At 53.5% G+C, this 16,904-nt stretch carries 16 protein-coding genes and 1 pseudogene; 5 read left to right on the top strand and 12 right to left on the bottom strand.

Annotation, left to right across the window (positions count from 1 at the left end):
* Positions 1-6 precede the first annotated feature (6 nt).
* The 5 genes and pseudogenes from ACP158_RS04885 to ACP158_RS04865 form a co-directional block, all read left to right on the top strand.
* Positions 7-150: pseudogene (locus tag ACP158_RS04885) on the top strand (pseudouridylate synthase); the annotation flags it as partial.
* Positions 151-1,206, top strand: coding sequence for a quinone-dependent dihydroorotate dehydrogenase (locus ACP158_RS04880; RefSeq protein ID WP_424947841.1), 1,056 nt, complete (start codon positions 151-153; stop codon positions 1,204-1,206). It abuts the pseudogene before it with no gap.
* Between the two features lie 139 nt (positions 1,207-1,345).
* Entirely contained in the window at positions 1,346-2,713 is a 1,368-nt protein-coding gene (locus ACP158_RS04875) for an aspartate aminotransferase family protein (protein ID WP_424947840.1), read from the top strand.
* An 80-nt stretch (positions 2,714-2,793) separates the two neighbouring features.
* Positions 2,794-3,447, top strand: a complete 654-nt coding sequence (locus ACP158_RS04870; RefSeq protein ID WP_424947839.1) for a protein-L-isoaspartate O-methyltransferase family protein — start codon at positions 2,794-2,796, stop codon at positions 3,445-3,447.
* Between the two features lie 39 nt (positions 3,448-3,486).
* Positions 3,487-4,803 carry a TolC family outer membrane protein gene (locus ACP158_RS04865; protein WP_424947838.1) on the top strand — a complete coding sequence of 439 codons (1,317 nt, stop codon included), beginning with the start codon at positions 3,487-3,489 and terminating at the stop codon, positions 4,801-4,803.
* A gap of 81 nt (positions 4,804-4,884) precedes the next feature.
* Here the strand turns inward: ACP158_RS04865 and ACP158_RS04860 are convergent, their stop codons facing one another.
* The 12 genes from ACP158_RS04860 to rpmJ form a co-directional block, all read right to left on the bottom strand.
* Positions 4,885-6,336 (bottom strand): TrkH family potassium uptake protein, encoded by a 1,452-nt coding sequence (locus ACP158_RS04860; protein ID WP_424947837.1) that lies wholly within the window; start codon positions 6,334-6,336, stop codon positions 4,885-4,887.
* 26 nt (positions 6,337-6,362) lie between these two features.
* Positions 6,363-7,739, bottom strand: coding sequence for a Trk system potassium transporter TrkA (gene trkA, locus ACP158_RS04855; protein ID WP_424947836.1), 1,377 nt, complete (start codon positions 7,737-7,739; stop codon positions 6,363-6,365).
* Positions 7,740-7,770: 31 nt separating this feature from the next.
* Positions 7,771-9,066 (bottom strand): 16S rRNA (cytosine(967)-C(5))-methyltransferase RsmB, encoded by a 1,296-nt coding sequence (gene rsmB / locus ACP158_RS04850; protein WP_424947835.1) that lies wholly within the window; start codon positions 9,064-9,066, stop codon positions 7,771-7,773.
* A 26-nt stretch (positions 9,067-9,092) separates the two neighbouring features.
* On the bottom strand, positions 9,093-10,040 hold the full coding sequence (gene fmt / locus ACP158_RS04845; protein WP_424948400.1) for a methionyl-tRNA formyltransferase: 948 nt from the start codon (positions 10,038-10,040) through the stop codon (positions 9,093-9,095).
* A gap of 73 nt (positions 10,041-10,113) precedes the next feature.
* A complete protein-coding gene (def, locus tag ACP158_RS04840) occupies positions 10,114-10,629 on the bottom strand; it encodes a peptide deformylase (protein ID WP_424947834.1) in 516 nt (171 codons plus the stop codon).
* A gap of 822 nt (positions 10,630-11,451) precedes the next feature.
* Positions 11,452-12,813 (bottom strand): uracil-xanthine permease family protein, encoded by a 1,362-nt coding sequence (locus ACP158_RS04835; protein WP_424947833.1) that lies wholly within the window; start codon positions 12,811-12,813, stop codon positions 11,452-11,454.
* A 754-nt stretch (positions 12,814-13,567) separates the two neighbouring features.
* Positions 13,568-13,960, bottom strand: coding sequence for a 50S ribosomal protein L17 (gene rplQ / locus ACP158_RS04830; protein ID WP_424947832.1), 393 nt, complete (start codon positions 13,958-13,960; stop codon positions 13,568-13,570).
* Between the two features lie 33 nt (positions 13,961-13,993).
* On the bottom strand, positions 13,994-15,022 hold the full coding sequence (locus ACP158_RS04825) for a DNA-directed RNA polymerase subunit alpha (protein WP_424947831.1): 1,029 nt from the start codon (positions 15,020-15,022) through the stop codon (positions 13,994-13,996).
* A gap of 89 nt (positions 15,023-15,111) precedes the next feature.
* Positions 15,112-15,735 (bottom strand): 30S ribosomal protein S4, encoded by a 624-nt coding sequence (rpsD, locus tag ACP158_RS04820; RefSeq protein ID WP_424947830.1) that lies wholly within the window; start codon positions 15,733-15,735, stop codon positions 15,112-15,114.
* A gap of 44 nt (positions 15,736-15,779) precedes the next feature.
* Positions 15,780-16,178 carry a 30S ribosomal protein S11 gene (gene rpsK, locus ACP158_RS04815; protein ID WP_424947829.1) on the bottom strand — a complete coding sequence of 133 codons (399 nt, stop codon included), beginning with the start codon at positions 16,176-16,178 and terminating at the stop codon, positions 15,780-15,782.
* A 33-nt stretch (positions 16,179-16,211) separates the two neighbouring features.
* Positions 16,212-16,568 carry a 30S ribosomal protein S13 gene (rpsM, locus tag ACP158_RS04810; protein ID WP_424947828.1) on the bottom strand — a complete coding sequence of 119 codons (357 nt, stop codon included), beginning with the start codon at positions 16,566-16,568 and terminating at the stop codon, positions 16,212-16,214.
* Positions 16,569-16,763: 195 nt separating this feature from the next.
* Entirely contained in the window at positions 16,764-16,877 is a 114-nt protein-coding gene (rpmJ, locus tag ACP158_RS04805; RefSeq protein WP_189399320.1) for a 50S ribosomal protein L36, read from the bottom strand.
* Positions 16,878-16,904: the final 27 nt, after the last annotated feature.

Below are 16,904 nucleotides of genomic sequence, written 5' to 3'. Positions count from 1 at the left end.
CATCTCGAAGGCCGCAAGAGACAGATTCTCCGGATGTGCGAATTGGTTGACCTTAAAGTTACCCGTTTAACCCGCATACGAATCGGCAGGATCAAACTTGGCAGACTTGGAATCGGCAAATGGCGGCTGCGACCTGATGAAAGATTTTAAATGTATCCCTTGCTAAGACCCTTGTTATTTAAACTGCGGCCTGAAACAAGTCACGATCTGGTGATGAACACTCTGGGGTTGGTTTCCAAATCAAAGCAACTGACCAGTTTATGCGCAATGCTGGTCGGTGCTAAATCTCAATCCAGACCTGCGCCGACCCAGTCGGTGCAGGCCATGGGCATTACTTTCCCCAACCCGGTCGGGCTGGCGGCGGGATTGGATAAGCAGGCAAACGCATGTAATGCCTTGCATAAAATGGGCTTTGGCTGGCTTGAGTTGGGCACTGTGACGCCGTTGCCGCAACCGGGCAACCCCAAGCCGAGGATGTTTCGGCTGCCCGAACATCAAGCGCTGATCAACCGCTTGGGATTCAACAGCGTCGGCTTGACCCGGTTTGTCAACAATCTGGCGCGCGCCGACCCTGAAATTATCATCGGCATCAACATCGGCAAGAATGCGGCAACGCCGTTGAACAACGCCATAGAGGATTATTTGATCGGGCTGCGCGGCGTGTACGCCCAAGCCGATTACGTCGCCATAAACGTGTCCTCTCCCAACACCCGCGACTTGCGGAATTTGCAACAGCATCAGGCTCTGAATCAGTTGCTTTATGCCTTGAATCTTGAGCGCCAAAAATTAACTGACAGCACCGGCAAGCATGTTCCGCTGGTGGTGAAAATCGCGCCCGACCTTGACCGCCGCCAAATCGATGGCATCGCCGCGATACTGCGCCGCAACCGCATTGATGGCGTGGCCGCGACCAACACCACGCTAGCGCGGCGCTCGGTCGAGCAACATCCATTGGCGCATGAAGTGGGCGGGCTCAGCGGGCCGCCACTTGATGATGCCGCCACCGCAACGGTCGCCGCGTTATATCAAAACTTGCAGGGCGAAATCCCCATCATCGGCATCGGCGGCATCGATAGCGCGCAAGCCGCCTTGGAAAAATTTCAGGCCGGCGCGAAACTGGTTCAGATCTACACTGGCTTTATTTATCAGGGCCCGCGGTTGATAAAGGCCGTGCTCGACGCGCTTGCGCCGGCGGCGGGCAAATAACTGCGCATGGCATTATTGCCTTCCAAAGCGGGTGAGATGAAGCGATAATCCAACGACAGCCGAATTGTCCGCAGAAAGACCTGAAAAAGAAAGACTTGAAAAAGAAAGACTTGAAAAATTCTATGCCGAGGAAATACTCATGAACACACCATCCAACCTGTCCAACGCCGCGCTGCTGGAAAAAGACCGCCGGCATCTGATTCACCCGCTGCACCACACCGCCGGCCACGCCAACGGCCGCGTCTGGGTCAAGGGCGAAGGCTCCTATCTTTATGACGCCGATGGCAATCGCTACATCGATGGCTTGTCGTGCCTGTGGAATGTCAGCGCCGGGCATGGCCGCCGGGAACTGGCGGATGCGGCTAATCAGCAAATGCGCGAGTTGGCGTTCAGTTCAAGTTACGCCGGCGGCTCAAACCGCCCGGCCATCGAACTTGCCGAAAGGCTGGCGACCCTCGCCCAATCCAATGGCATGGCAAATATGCGCAATTTTTACTTTACTTCCGGCGGCGGCGAAGCCACCGACAGTAATATAAAATTGGCGAGATTTTACTGGAAGGTCAAAGGCAAACCGCAGAAAACAAAGGTTATCAGCCGGCTTTGGGCCTACCACGGCGTCACCTTTGCGGCCATGTGCGCCACCGGCATCAAAAGTTATTGGTCGATGTTCGAGCCGCTGATACCGGGCTTCAGCCATATCCCGTCGCCGGATCCGTATCACTATCCGCTGCCGCAAGACGGTTCGTCCCAGGGTATCGCGGCGGCTAATGAACTGGAAAAAGAAATACTAAGACAAGGCGCGGACACGGTGGCGATGTTTATCGCCGAACCGGTGCAAGGCGCCGGCGGGGTCATTGCCCCGCAAGATGACTATTTCAAACGCATCCGCGAAATATGTGATCAGCATGAAGTGCTGTTGGTTTCAGATGAAGTAATCACCGGCTTCGGGCGAACCGGAAAAATGTTTGGTTTACAACACTACGATGTCGAACCAGATTTAATGCAGTTCGCTAAATCAATTACTTCCGGCGCATTGCCATTAGGCGGCATCGGCATCAGCGACGAGATCGCCGAAACCATCACCGCCAGCAAAGCGCCGTGGATGCATGCCTACACCTACAGTGGTCATCCCACTACCTGCGCTGTTGCCTTGGCAACCCTGGACATCATCGAAAATGAAGACCTGGCCGGGCAAGCCGCGGCCAAGGGTGAAGCCATGTTGCAAAAACTTCATGACGCTTTGGATGATCACCCCCACGTTGGCAACGTGCGTGGAAAAGGCATGATGCACGGCATTGAAATCGTCAAGGACAAGGCCACCAAAGAATGGTTTGAGGCGGATTTCGGACTAGGCGGAAAATTAACTAAAGCACTGATGGAGCGCGGACTCTATACCCGCGTCAGGAGCGAAGTCATCTGCAATGCGCCGCCCCTGACCACCGATCAAGGGACTTTGGATGAAATGGTGGCAATTTACAAAGACGCCATAACGCATGTGCTCGGTTAATCGTTTAGTCATAAACAGCGTCGATTTTGATATGATACGCACTCCACTCACCCGGTAAACCGGCACCCTATACAGACCTTATGGATTACCAAGTCGCTCGCGTCAACATGATCGAACAACAAATCCGGCCATGGAATGTGCTGGAGATGCAAACCTTAAACGCGTTGAGTGAAATTCGCCGCGAAGATTTCGTTCCGGCTCAATGCAAGGACTTGTCATTTGCGGATGTCCGCATTCCCATTGGCGATGGGCAAGTGATGCTGGAACCCAAAGTCGGAGCGAGAATGGTTGAGGCGCTTGGCTTAAAACCGACCCATAGGATTCTGGAAATTGGCACCGGCAGCGGCTATCTGACCGCTTTACTTGCCACTATTTGCGAGCATGTTACCAGCGTCGAAATCGATCAGCAATTAATCCGCCAGGCCGACATGAATCTGGCTATGGCGGGAATCACCAATGTGGAATTGGTGCAAAGCGATTGTTTTGCATTTTGCCGCAATCCCGGAGAACATGGCTGCCAATTTGATGGTGTATTGATAACCGGGTCGGTAACCGAAATCGATAAAACATTCCGCAACATGATCAATGTTGAGGGATGCGTGGTTGGAATCGAGGGCTATGATCCGGCCATGCACGTTGCCGTTTATCGCGCCGACGGGTCTCGGCGATCGCTTTTTGAAACCAGCGTGCCCAGACTAATGAATGTTGACGACAAACCGTCTTTCACTTTCTAGAATATCATGCCCGCTTGCCAAGTCCGCCCTCATCCACTCTTGGCAGTATTGTGGGCGGTCATTGCGGTAATTGCGGTCATAGCCTGGGCCACGAAGTCATACGGCGCGGATTTATGGGATATTTACGAACTCGCGCTAACCAATGACCCGCAATACCAGGCCGCCGTGCTCGACCATGAATCGAAGCGGATAAACTTGCCCCTGGCCAAGTCCGCTTTCAAACCATCGGTCACCGCCAATAGCCAGGTTGGCCGTCAAATATCAGACTCATCGGCAGCCTCGAAAACAAGCAATGACCATTCAATCAACCTGAATCTAAATCTTCCCCTGTACGATAAAACCAAGCGTGCGACAATCACTCAAAGCCGGTATCAGGTCGATGTCTCCAGTTTACGTTTGCGCGACGCTAAACAACGGCTGATACTGCGTGTCGCCAATCGATATTTCAATCTGTTGTCCGCTCAAGATGCCAGAGAAGTAGCGCGCCTTGAAAAAATAACCATTCGACGACAAATGGATCTTGCCGGCAAACGACTGGAAGTCGGGCTTGGAACACGAACCGATCTGTTCGATGCCAGAGCGCGGTTTAAGCTGGCTGAAGCCAACGAAATTCAGGCACAAAACCAGATCAATAACGACATCGCCCTGCTCAAACAAATTATTGCCATTACTCCTGAAGCGTTGTCAACTCTTAATGATTCCGCACCATTGGAATTGCCCGCCCCCAATGACGTCGATGCCTGGATCAATCGATCCATTGAGCACAACGTCCTGCTTAAAGCCGAAAGGCTGAATCTGGAAATTGCCTTGCAGGAAATAGACAAACAGAGAGTCAGCCGATCGCCCACGGTAAGTTTGGACGCCAACCACAGATTTTCCGATTCAGCCTCAACCGACTCATCCCACTCCGGGAAAAGCAATACCACCTCGGTCTCATTGGTCATGCGTTTCCCATTTTATCTCGGCGGTGCCATCAATCTAACCGCCCAACAAGCAGGATTAGAATATAACCGAACAGAACGACTGCTGGAACAAGCGCGAAGATTGGCATCAGTCGAAACCACCTCAGCCTTTTTGGCGGTGGCCAGCGGTGTCAGCCAAGTGGAGGCCCTGTTCGATGCCATCACCGCAGGCGAAAGCGCATTGCAAGCGAAAGAACAGGGTTTTAGCGCAGGTCTGACCACAAACCTTGATGTGCTGGATGCCCAACGTGATTTATCGCGCTCGCGCACAGATTACCTGCGCGCAAGGTACAACTACATTATCGCAGTCCTTGAACTGGAAAGGTCGGCCGGGCAATTGGATGAACAGGACCTCAAACGGGTAAACAGCTGGCTGGAGGTATCCGCGCAATAATCACTGACCAGAACCTCAGCGCAAGATGCCCCCTCGTATTGACTGCCGGATTGACTGCCGTATCGGCTATCGGTTAGGCGGTCAGCCTTTCCAAAACACCGGCGTGAACAGCACCAGCAACGTGAACAACTCAAGCCGGCCCAGCACCATCGCGAAAGTCAGAATAATTTTTCCGGTATCGGAAATGCTGGCGTAGTTCCGCGATACATCGCCTAGCCCGGGGCCCAAATTATTGAGGCACGCAGTGACCGCTGAAAATGCAGTAGTCAGGTCGGCGCCGGTGGCCAACAGCATGATAAGCAGGATGGCATAACTGAAGATATACAAGGAAAGAAATCCCCACACCGCATTGACCACATTATCGGGTACTGGCTTGCCGCCCAGTTTAATCGGAATCAGTGCGCTGGGATGGACTAATTTTGAAATTTCCCGTGCGCCTTGCTTGAACAGCAACAACATCCGAATAATTTTCATGCCGCCGGCGGTGGAGCCGGCACAGCCGCCGGCGGTGCTCAACAGGATGAGCAATATCGGAATAAACGTGGGCCAGATTGAAAAATTTGTGGTGGTGAATCCGGTGGTGGTAACGATGGACACGACCTGGACCATGCCCTGGACAATGTTATCACTCAATTGTTCATAGACCTGATGATGATGCAACGTCATCACGGTCAGCATTATGGTCAGCAACAGCAGCCCGAAATAGGCTTTGGCTTCGGGGTCGTTTATATACACGGCGACGCGCCTGAACCGGAAGGCGGAAAAGTGCAGGGCGAAATTCAGCCCGGCCAACAACATGAACACCGTGGCCACCAAGTTGATGGCGTTGCTTTGAAAATAACCCAGGCTGGCTTCATGGGTCGAGAATCCGCCAATGGCAACGGTGGAGAACGCATGGCTTATGGCGTCGAAAACGGACATGCCCGCGAAGTAATACGACGCACCGCAAAGAACAGTCAATCCGAGATAAATACGCCATATCGCTTTGGCGGTTTCGGTGATGCGCGGGGTCAGTTTGTGGTCTTTCATCGGGCCTGGGGTTTCGGCGCGATAAAGCTGCATGCCGCCCACGCCTAACGCCGGCATGACCGCAACGGCAAGCACAATAATTCCCATGCCGCCGAGCCATTGCAGTTGCTGGCGATAGTACAAAACGGATAGCGGCAGATCATCGATGGCGGTCAGGATGGTGGCGCCGGTGGTGGTCAGCCCTGAAGTCGATTCAAACAACGCATCGACAATTCGCAACTCAGGCCGATGCACCAACAACAATGGAATGGCCGCCATTATCGACAATACCACCCAGATCAATACCACGATCAAAAACCCATCCCGAAAGCGCAACTCACCCCGATAGTGCCTGGCCGGAAACCAGCACATCGCGCCGGTCGTTAAAATTATCAGCAGCGATAAAATAAATGCGTCATGGGCTTGATCCATATACCACAGCGAAACGGCAATCGGCGGCAGCAGCGTGATACTGAATAACGCGATCAGCAGGCCGAGAATTTTCATGATGCCGAGGATCTGCATGGTCAAGTCTGCATGGTCAGGCGCGCTTAGAAAAACGTGGCCGATACCTGGAACAATTTCTCTACATCCGGAATCTTGCGTTTGTCGGTAACGAAGATGATGATGTGGTCGCCGTCTTCGATGACTGCGTCATCCTCCAGGCTGAGCAATTCATCATGACGCATAATCGCTCCGATGGTCGCCCCGTTTGGGAGCTTAATGTCCGCCAGCTTTCGTCCAACAATTTTCGAGGTCTTGGCATCACCGTGGGCCACGGACTCAATCGCTTCGGCGACGCCGCGGCGCAGAGAGTGGGCCGCCACCACATCGCCTCTTCTGACATGCGACAACAACGCGCTCACGGTTGAAAGCCGCGGTGATATGGCAATGTCCAGAACACTGCTTTCGATGAGATCGATGTAAGCGGCGCGATTTACGATGGCCATGGCTCTCCTCGCACCGAGGCGTTTTGCCAGCATGGCGGAAAGAATATTCGCCTCGTCCTCGTTAGTCAGCGAACAGAACACCTCCATATTGTCGATGTTTTCCTGCCGCAATAATTCTTCATCCGCCGCATCGCCCTGCAACACAACGGTATCTTTCAATTGCTCAGATACCCAGCGCGCGCGCTGCGGATTGCGTTCGATCAACTTCACTTGATAACCGCTGCTTTCCAGCGATTGCGCCAATCTGAATCCGATGTTGCCGGCGCCCGCAATGATTATCTTTTTTCCCGCTTCTTCTATGCTGCGAAGTTCCTGCATCACTTTCTTGATATCTTCATGGGTAGCGATGAAAAACACCTCGTCATCCGCTTCGATAACGGTTTTCCCGGTAGGGATGATCGCCCGATCCTGCCGGTATATCGCCGCAACCCGCGTCTTAACGGAAGGCAAATGATCTTTCAGGTCTTTCAATTCATGCCCGACCAAGGCGCCGCCGTAATAAGCTTTTAAGGCCACCAACTGAATCTTGCCATCGGCAAAATCGATCACTTGCAAGGCCCCGGGATATTCAATCAGCCGTTGAATCTGATGATTAAGAATTTGTTCCGGACTGATAATGACATCGATAGGCATGGCTTTCTTGCAAAACAATTCCGGGTGCGCCAAATAATCCGCGGAGCGCACCCGAGCAATTTTCATGGGCGTGTGAAACAGGGTATGCGCGACTTGGCAGGCGACTATATTCACTTCATCGGAATTGGTTACCGCCAGTATCAAGTCCGCGTCATCCACGCCGGCTTGTTTAAGCACTTCCGGCGAGGAGGCGGCGCCGTGCACGGTGCGAATGTCCATGCGCTCTTGCATGGTATCCAGTATTTCGCGGTCATGATCAACCACCGTAATATCGTTTTCTTCCTTTGAAAGAATTTCGGCAATGGAGGCGCCAACCCGACCGCCGCCCAGAATCGTTATTTTCATGAATGAGTGCCTAAGGTTTTATTGCCCGGGTTTATTGCTCGGGAGTTTTATTGATGCCGCAATAATAGAATCCATCGCCTGAATGCACTCCGGGCAATCGTTGTCGGCCAAATGACGACGCCAGGCCGAATATTTCGTTGAGGGATTGTAATTCAAAATCTTCCTTGCCTGCCATGAATTTCTCAATGACATGGTCATTTTCCGCCTTGAAAATCGAACAGGTGACATAAACAAGCCTGCCGCCCGGTTTAAGCAGCGGCCATACCGAATTGATCATCGCCAGTTGTTGCTGAGCGAATTTTGCGATGTCCGACGGTCTGCGGCGATGCTTGATATCGGGGTGCCTGCGTATTACGCCGCTGCCGGAACACGGCGCATCAAGGACAATTCTATCGAAGGGCTGACCATCCCACCACGCGGCGGTATCCAGCAAATCTGCCGCCATCACCGTCGCGCTAAGCTTCAATCGCGCCAGGTTTTGTTCGATTGCGGGTGTGCGCCGCGGCAAATCTATGGCGACCAAGCAAGATAGATCGGGTTGCGATTCCAGCATCAGGCAGGTCTTGCCGCCCGGCGCCGCACAGCCATCCAGCACCCGCTGCCCGCCCGACAAGGCCACGGCTGAGGCAATTAGTTGCGCCGACTCATCCTGCACCGAGACCATGCCATCGGCAAAACCGGGGATTCGTTCAACCGCAACCGGCTTGCTTAATGTCACACCAATATCGCTGTCCTGGGTCAGCACATAGTCCATGCCTTGCCCTTTTAACGTTTCCGCATAGAGACTGCGAGTGGTGGTTTTCTGGTTAATTCTCAAGGTTAAGGGCGGTTTTTTATTCGAAGCCCGAAATATTGCCTGAGCATGATCTGGCCAATCGCGGGTTATACGTTCATGCAAGTGTTTGGGAAAGGCATCTCGAACATGCGCCTTATTGAGCGACCCGATTATTTCGGATTTATGCCTAAGGAAATTCCGCAGCGCGCCGTTGGTCAGGTTTTTCGCCCATGACTGATTGGTTTTTTCCAACGCGCCGACGCTTTCATTAACCACCGCATGATCAGGGGCGCGCATAAACTCGAGGCGATAAATTGCGCCGACCAACAAAAAATGAATGATGCGATCTTTTTCCTTGATGGGTTTGCGCAACAACTCGGCAATGATGCCATCAAGGTAAATGTAAAAACGGCAACCGCCAAATGCGATTTCCTTGAGTTCGGAAAGGTTGCCGTTAAAGCCATCGCCCAAGTTTTCCACGGCGCGCTCGAGAGAATGCCCGTGGTCAATCACCCCGCGCAATACTTGGGCGGCGGCTATGGTCAGTGGCATGGTCATCGGTTGCGTTGTCTGCGGCGTTAGCGAAATACCATGCCTTTAGTGATCGGCATGCCATTTAAAAAATCGGCCACGGCCAAGGCCTTGCCGCCGGGTTTTTGCAGCGCTTGCACATTGAGCTGGCCTTGCCCGGTTTGAACGACCACGCCGCCGTTATCGGCGCTCAGAACCTGGCCGATCTTGCCGTTGCTTTGGCGGTTAATGCAACTGGCTTTTATAATTCTGAGGGTCATCTCGCCAAGCTTTGCGGTGGTCATTGGCCAGGGATTAAATGCGCGCACTTTTTGCTGCAGGTTTTTTGCGCTCATGCTCCAGTCCAGGCTCGCCTCGGCTTTGCTGAGCTTGTTGGCATAAGTGGCCAACGCATCATCTTGCGCAACCGGCTCAATGGATTGATCATAAATTGCGCGCAACTTGCTTTTAAGCAACTCACCGCCCAGCACGGATAACTTATCGTGCAATGTGCCGCTGGTTTCGGATTCGCTAATGTCGATCCGCGATTGCGCGAGTATGGGCCCGCTATCCAGGGTTAATTGCATTTGCATCAAGGTTATTCCTGTCGTTCTGTCGCCAGCCTCAATCGCTCTTTGGATCGGCGCGGCGCCGCGCCAGCGCGGCAATAATGACGCGTGAACATTAACGCAGCCAAGGCGAGGAATTTCCAGCACCGCCGCGGGCAACAATAAGCCATAGGCGGCGACCAACATCAGGTCTGCATTTAAGGCGGCGAGTTGTTCAATGACGGCCTGCTTCATAACCGATTCGGCCTTAAACGATTCAGGTTGATAAACCGTGAAAACCTGTTTTTCCGCGAAGGATTTGACCGCGCTTTGCTGTCGCCTTTTACCTCTTCCTGCGGCTCGATCGGGTTGGGTGTAAACCCCGACAACCTCAACAAATGGCGTGTTTATCAATGCCTCAAGGCTGGCCACAGAAAATTCAGGGGTGCCCGCAAAAACCACGCGCATGAGATTATCAGCCAAGTTCAAAAAAGCAAGTTCAAAAAAGCAAGTTCAAAAAAGCGGGGTTTAAAAAGCGCGGTTACGCAGCCTCAGTCTCTGACAGCCGCGCTTTTTTGACCAGCATCTTGCGCACTCGGTCCTGTTTTAATCGCGAAAGATAATCGACAAACACCTTGCCATTGAGGTGATCCACTTCGTGCTGAATGCAAACCGACAGCATTTCGTCCGCATCCACTTCGAACGGCGCGCCTTTAATATCCTGCGCCTTTATCCGAACTTTTGCCGCGCGCTCCACCATGGCAACCACGCCCGGCACCGACAAACAACCCTCCTCGGTTTCGGTTACCCCTGCGGGCTCGGTGATTTCAGGATTAATGAACACCTGAAGCGCGTCTTTGGCTTCGGATAAATCCATAACAACGACCCGTTTCGGCACGTCGATCTGAATAGCCGCCAAGCCAATGCCCGGCGCGGCATACATGGTTTCCGCCATATCCTTGACCAGCACTTCGAGCGCTTTATCAAATCTCGTAACCGGCTCAGACTTGATTCTGAGCCGATGATCCGGATAGATTAAAATTTCTCGTATTGCCATGAGTATTTAATGATCGCTGTGAAAGACGGATTGTATTCCCAATTGTATTCTCGGCGGCAAAAAACTTCCATATCGTGTCTAAGTTCACCGCCGTTGGCGCTGTGGTTGATGTTGGATGAGGAAGTTGCCGGAAGTCGCCCATGAACTCCGAGCCGTTGTCGGTAAGGATGAAGCGCGATATGCGACAAGAGTTGACACAGAATATTGAGAGCGATGGTAGCCTGGCGGCTGGACTGTGTGGCGCCGGGTTCTGCGACTGACGCCGAGGCATCGCCGGCCGCGCGCCGCCATGACCGGCGAAGAAACCGAGGGTGTTGAGGCGTTGTTGAGCGTTTTTGGAAGTCATTTTCCGAAGCATGCCCGCGTGAAAACGGGGGATGCCCTAAAGCGGCTGCCCGATAGAAGTCATTTATTCGGCATCCGACAGGGTGGAATGGCATGGCACGCCTTCCGGGTTGGAGTGCCATAGGTATCTGAGCTTATACATGACGGTGAAGCGGCAACCTGGATTTCCGGCCCTCCGGCCCGTCATTATCGGGCTTGACCCGATAATCCAGTGAAACCCCAGCGGCGACAGCCGCTGACATTGCCTGGCGACGAGGCCGGCGCACGCCTTGGTCTAGCGGTGTCGGCGATAATTGTTCCCGACATTATTTGCACTTCCGCCGTCCGTGGCGGCGTGCGTCTATCTACCTCCGCCCCCCATCGCGTCGTCCCTGATACGCGTTCTGGCAAACACAGCGCGGCGGCAAAAGCGCTACTCCCCCCAAGGGGGAGCGGAAAATCGCTCCCTTGCAATGGGGGTTCGCTGATTTGCGTTGCCTATGCCTCGGCTTCTTGCGGCAACACCAGATTCAGGACGATGGCGATGAACGCGGCCGGCAACAAGCCCGAGGTCATCAGCACTTTGGCGGTGCCGGGCAAGTGTTGCGCGGCTGAAGGCACGAGTTGCAAGCCAAGACCGACCGACAACGCCACCGCGAAGATCATCATGTTGCGGCGATTCCATGGCACATCGGAGAGCAGGTTGACGCCGGCCGCGGCGACCATGCCGAACATGACGATGACACCGCCACCGAGTACTTCAATGGGCATGGTGGAAATTGCCGCGCCGACTTTCGGAATCAAGCCGCAGGCAATCAGGAACAACGCGCCGTAGGTGACGACATGGCGGCTCATTACGCCGGTCATCGCCACCAGTCCGACATTCTGCGAGAACGAGGTGTTGGGCAAGCCGCCGAACAAGCCGCCCACGGCGCTGCCGAGGCCATCGGCGAAGGTGGCACCCTGTAACTCTTTGTCGGTGGCTTCGCGCCCGGCGCCGCCTTTAGTGATGCCGGAGACATCGCCGACGGTTTCAATGGCGGAGACGATTGACATGAAACCGAAGCCGATGATGGCGGCGACGCTGAGTTCAAAACCGAAGTGCAACGGGTTAGGCAACGCGAACCACGCGGCGCGACCAATGTTGCCGAAATCCACCATGCCGAGGGCGAGGGCGACTAGATAGCCGGCGATGATGCCGAACAAGGCGGCGGCCATGGAGAGCATCCCGCGACAGAAGAACTTGAGGACGAAGGTGGCAACGATGACGGTGCCAGCGAGGCTCCAGTTGACGATGCCGCCGAAATCGGGGGCAGCCATCTGGAACGGCGCGGCGCCACCAGCGGCGTATTTGACGCCAACCTGGATGAGGTAGAGGCCGATCATCACCACGATGAGCCCGGTGACCAAGGGCGGTAGGGCGTAGCGGATGCGACCGACGAACGGCGCGAGGGCGGTGTGAATCAAGCCGCCGATGAGCACACCGCACATGATCGCGCCCATGGCATCTACGCCTTTGCCGGCGACCAGCGGGATCATAATCGGCACGAACGCGAAACTGGTGCCTTGCACAATCGGCAACCTCGCGCCGACCGGTCCGGCGCCGATGGTTTGCAACAGCGTGGCGACGCCGGCGAACAGCATGGACATTTGGATCATGTAAATCAGGTTGGGGAAGTCCGGCGAGTTGGAGCCGAAGCCAAAACCGGCGGCGCCGGCGATGATGATCGCGGGCGTGATGTTGCTGACAAACATGGCGAGAATGTGCTGGATGCCGAGCGGAATTGCCGACGCCAGCGGCGGCGTGTAATTCGGATCGCGCAACTGTTCGGGCGTGCCGATTGAAGTTTGTGATAACATTTTTTATCCTCTGGTTTTAGGTGTGCGGGGAGTATAAAGGGGAGTTTTTGAAAAGTCCAGTGGTACACCGTATTTGGGCTGGAGTCGGTGCTGGGCTGAGGCAATGAGCGGTTTTTCAAGGGCAGTCGCCGTGAATGTTACCGCGATTTCAAATAAAGCCGTCGTTCCTGAGAAAGCAGGAATAACGGTGAAGAGACAGCCTGGATTCTCGCCCTTAGGCCCGTCATTATCAGACTTGACCCGATAATCCAGTGAACCTCAGCGGCGGCAACCGCGACATTATAAAAAGCGGGAATGATGAGCCATTGAATTGGTGGAGCCACCCTGCAACTTACGGTGTTGTGCCCGTTGCGCGGGACGATGGTTGACTGGATTATTCGTATCATCCCTGATACTCACCCCTTCGGGGCTTGCGTGAAAAATCGTTGCGGGCGAAGTTTTGCGCGTATCGTCCCTGATACGCGTTCTGGCGAACTCGCTGCGCTCGCGAAAAATCGCTCCGGGCGAAGTTTTGCGCGTATCGTCCCTGATACGCGTTCTGGCGAACTCGCTGCGCTCGCGAAAAATCGCTCCGGGCGAAGTTTTGCGCGTATCGTCCCTGATACGCGTTCTGGCGAACTCGCTGCGCTCGCGAAAAATCGCTCCGGGCGATTTTTTCCAACCCCTGTTTTCACAGGAGTGACGTTCTTTCGTTGGAATGACGACGGGTGTGTGACGGGCGGGAATGGCGGAAGGAGGAGTGATATAACGCGCGCTATTCTTTCTCGGTTTCTTTCGCCTCGGCGGCGATTTCGCGGCCGACCAGTTGAACATACGCCATCGGCGCGTTGTCGCCGGCGCGGAAGCCACATTTCAGGATTCTCAGGTAACCGCCTGGGCGATCCTTGAAATGCGGGCCCAGGTCATCGAATAATTTTCCAACCATATCGCGGTCGCGAAGTTTTGCGAAAGCCAAGCGGCGATTGGCCACGCTGGCGGTCTTCGATAACGTGATCAGCGGTTCGGCGAACCTTCTGAGCTCTTTCGCTTTGGGCAGCGTGGTCTTAATCTGCTCATGTAAAAACAATGAATTGGCCATGTTGCTGAACATGGCTTTTCGATGAGATGAGGTACGATTCAGGCTGCGCCCGGCTTTTTTATGTCGCATCTTTAATTCCGAAATAGACTTAATTCATTCCCCTTAATTCATTCTCAGCGGCAGGTCTCTCAGCGGCATGTCTTCATCCGCTTTAACCAACGAAGCGGGCGGCCAGTTTTCAAGTTTTGTGCCCAATGACAAATCCCTTTGCGCCAGCACATCCTTGATTTCCGTAAGGGACTTCTTGCCCAGATTGGGGGTTTTCAATAATTCAGTTTCGGTATGCTGCACCAAATCGCCGATGTAATAAATATTTTCGGCCTTCAAGCAATTCGCGGACCTGACCGTGAGTTCAAGATCGTCAACCGGTTTTAACAACGCCTTATCAATTTCAGGCTCTGCTTCCGCTTGGCTTTGCACCATAGATTCTTCCAGATTAACAAAAACCGAGATCTGATCGTGCAATATCGTTGCCGCGCGCCGGACCGCCACTTCAGGGTCAATGGAACCGTTTGATTCTATTTCCAGCACCAATCGGTCCAAGTCGGTCAATTGCTCAACCCGGGCATCTTCCACCGAGTAGGAAATCCTGTTGATCGGGCTAAATGACGCGTCCAGCTGAATAACCCCGACAGCACGGGTTTCGTCCGCATCCTTTAATCGGCTTTCAGCGGTTTCATAGCCTCGTCCGCGGCGGATAGTGAGTTCCATATCAAGCTCAGCATCCTTGGACAGAGTCGCAATGTGATGGCTCGGATCAACCAATTCCACATCGTCGGTCAATTCAATATCACCAGCGGTGACCACCCCAGCGCCCTTTTTACGCAGAGTGAGCATCGCTTCACTTCGATTGTGCATGACCAGCGGCAACGATTTCAGGTTCATCAAAATGTCGATGACATCTTCTTGCACGCCTTCGAGCGTGGAATATTCATGCAATACGCCTTTAATGCTGACTTCAGTGACCGCGCAACCGGGCATGGAAGACAGCATGATGCGGCGCAGCGCGTTGCCAAGCGTATGGCCGAATCCCCGCTCCAGTGGTTCAATGGTAATTTTTGAATGATGTTTGCCGATAGCTTTGGCTTCCACCAGGTGCGGTCTAAGAAATTCGACAGTTGGGTCCTGCATCTGTTTTCCTCACAATTGAGACGAAGTTAAAAATAAAAACCGGCTAAATGGACTTGCCGCCTAAAAAATATCCACGCTAAATACCCGCGCTATTTAGAGTACAGCGCAACCACCAAGGCTTCATTGATATCCGGCGACAAGTCAGATCGCTCTGGCAGTGATTTATAGCCTCCCTTAACCGCTTGAACATTGACTTCGATCCATGAGACGAATCCAATCTGTTCCGCGATTTCCAATGCGGAGGTGATGCGCAACTGTTTCTTGCATTTTTCCACCACTTCAATTTGGTCGCCGGGTTGCACCTGATAGGACGCAATATTCACTTTTTTGCCATTGACTATAATGCTCTTGTGGCTGACTAACTGCCGCGCCTCTGCGCGAGTCACGCCAAAACCCATTCGATATACGACATTATCCAATCGGCTTTCCAATAATTGCAATAAGTTAAGTCCGGTGGAGCCGGGAATGCGAGCGGCTTTTTTGTAGTAGTTGCTGAATTGTTTTTCAAGCACCCCGTATATTCGACGCAACTTTTGTTTTTCTCGCAACTGTATGCCATAAACCGTGCTACGCGAACGGCGCCCGGCGATCTTCACGCCCGGAACACGATCAAACTTGCACTTGGAATCGATGGTGCGCACCGGGCTTTTCAAGAATAAATCGGTGCCTTCACGGCGCGCCAATTTGCAAGTCGGGCCTAGATATCTTGCCATAAAATATTACCTGTCGTTAGCTGAATTGTTTTGCGGCTATGGTTCTATACGCGGCGTCGTTTAGGCGGACGACAGCCATTGTGCGGAATCGGCGTAATATCGGAAATGGAGTGAATTTCGAATCCAAGCCCATTCAATGCCCGAACCGCGGATTCCCGGCCCGGACCAGGCCCCTTGATTTTTACCTCAAGTTGTTTTACGCCCATTTCCTGGGCCCGCCGGCCACAAGACTCCGCAGCCGTCTGGGCCGCGAACGGCGTGCTTTTGCGCGAGCCCTTGAAGCCGGAGTTGCCGGCCGACGCCCAACACAACACATCGCCATGACGATCCGAAATGGTCACGATAGTATTGTTGAAGGTGGCATGAATATGCGCGATGCCTTCGGTCACGTTTTTCCTGACTTTCGCTTTTCCCTTGCCGCTTGCTGTGCTTGGTTTTGCCATGGATTGCTTGTTGGTGCTGGTTAGTTCCGCCGGTTACCTTTTGACCGGACGCCGCGGCCCCTTGCGGGTGCGCGCGTTTGTTTTGGTGCGCTGACCATTGACCGGCAGCCCTCTTCGATGCCGCAGACCGCGATAACAACTCAGGTCCATCAGCCGCTTGATGTTCATCGAGACCGCGCGTCGCAAATCGCCTTCAACTTCATATTTAGCGATTTGGGCGCGCAGTTTTTCGGCCTGGGATTCATCCAGATCCTGAACCTTGGTCGAGCGTTCGATGCCAGCCGCGTCACAAATTTGTTGCGCGCTATGACGACCGATGCCGTAGATGGCGGTCAGCCCGAGCTCAATATGTTTATGGTTTGGAAGATTTATTCCAGCAATACGCGCCATGTTCCAGTCTTTAATTACTCTGTTCTAGTCTCTAAATGCGCCGCTTGAGGCAATGCAACCAATTAAAACAAACCTATAAATTACGCACGCCACCGGATTCAAGGGAGCGGATTTAAGCGGGGCGCAGATTCTATCAAAATAAATCCTCGTTATCAATTCAATTGTCATGCGCATCTTAGTTTTCTAATCGCCACGTCAACCTTGGCGTTGTTTATGCCGTGGATCAGTGCAGATCACGCGCACCACGCGGTTGCGCCGGACGATCTTGCAGTTGCGGCAGATTTTCTTGACCGATGCTCTTACTTTCATGTCTCAGTCTCCCAATACATTTCAATT

Source organism: Candidatus Spongiihabitans sp. (assembly GCF_965247905.1).
In the GTDB taxonomy this organism is placed as follows: domain Bacteria; phylum Pseudomonadota; class Gammaproteobacteria; order Arenicellales; family Poriferihabitantaceae; genus Spongiihabitans.
The sequence above is the reverse complement of the archived record's forward strand: the minus strand, read 5'-3'. Positions and strand labels throughout refer to the sequence as shown.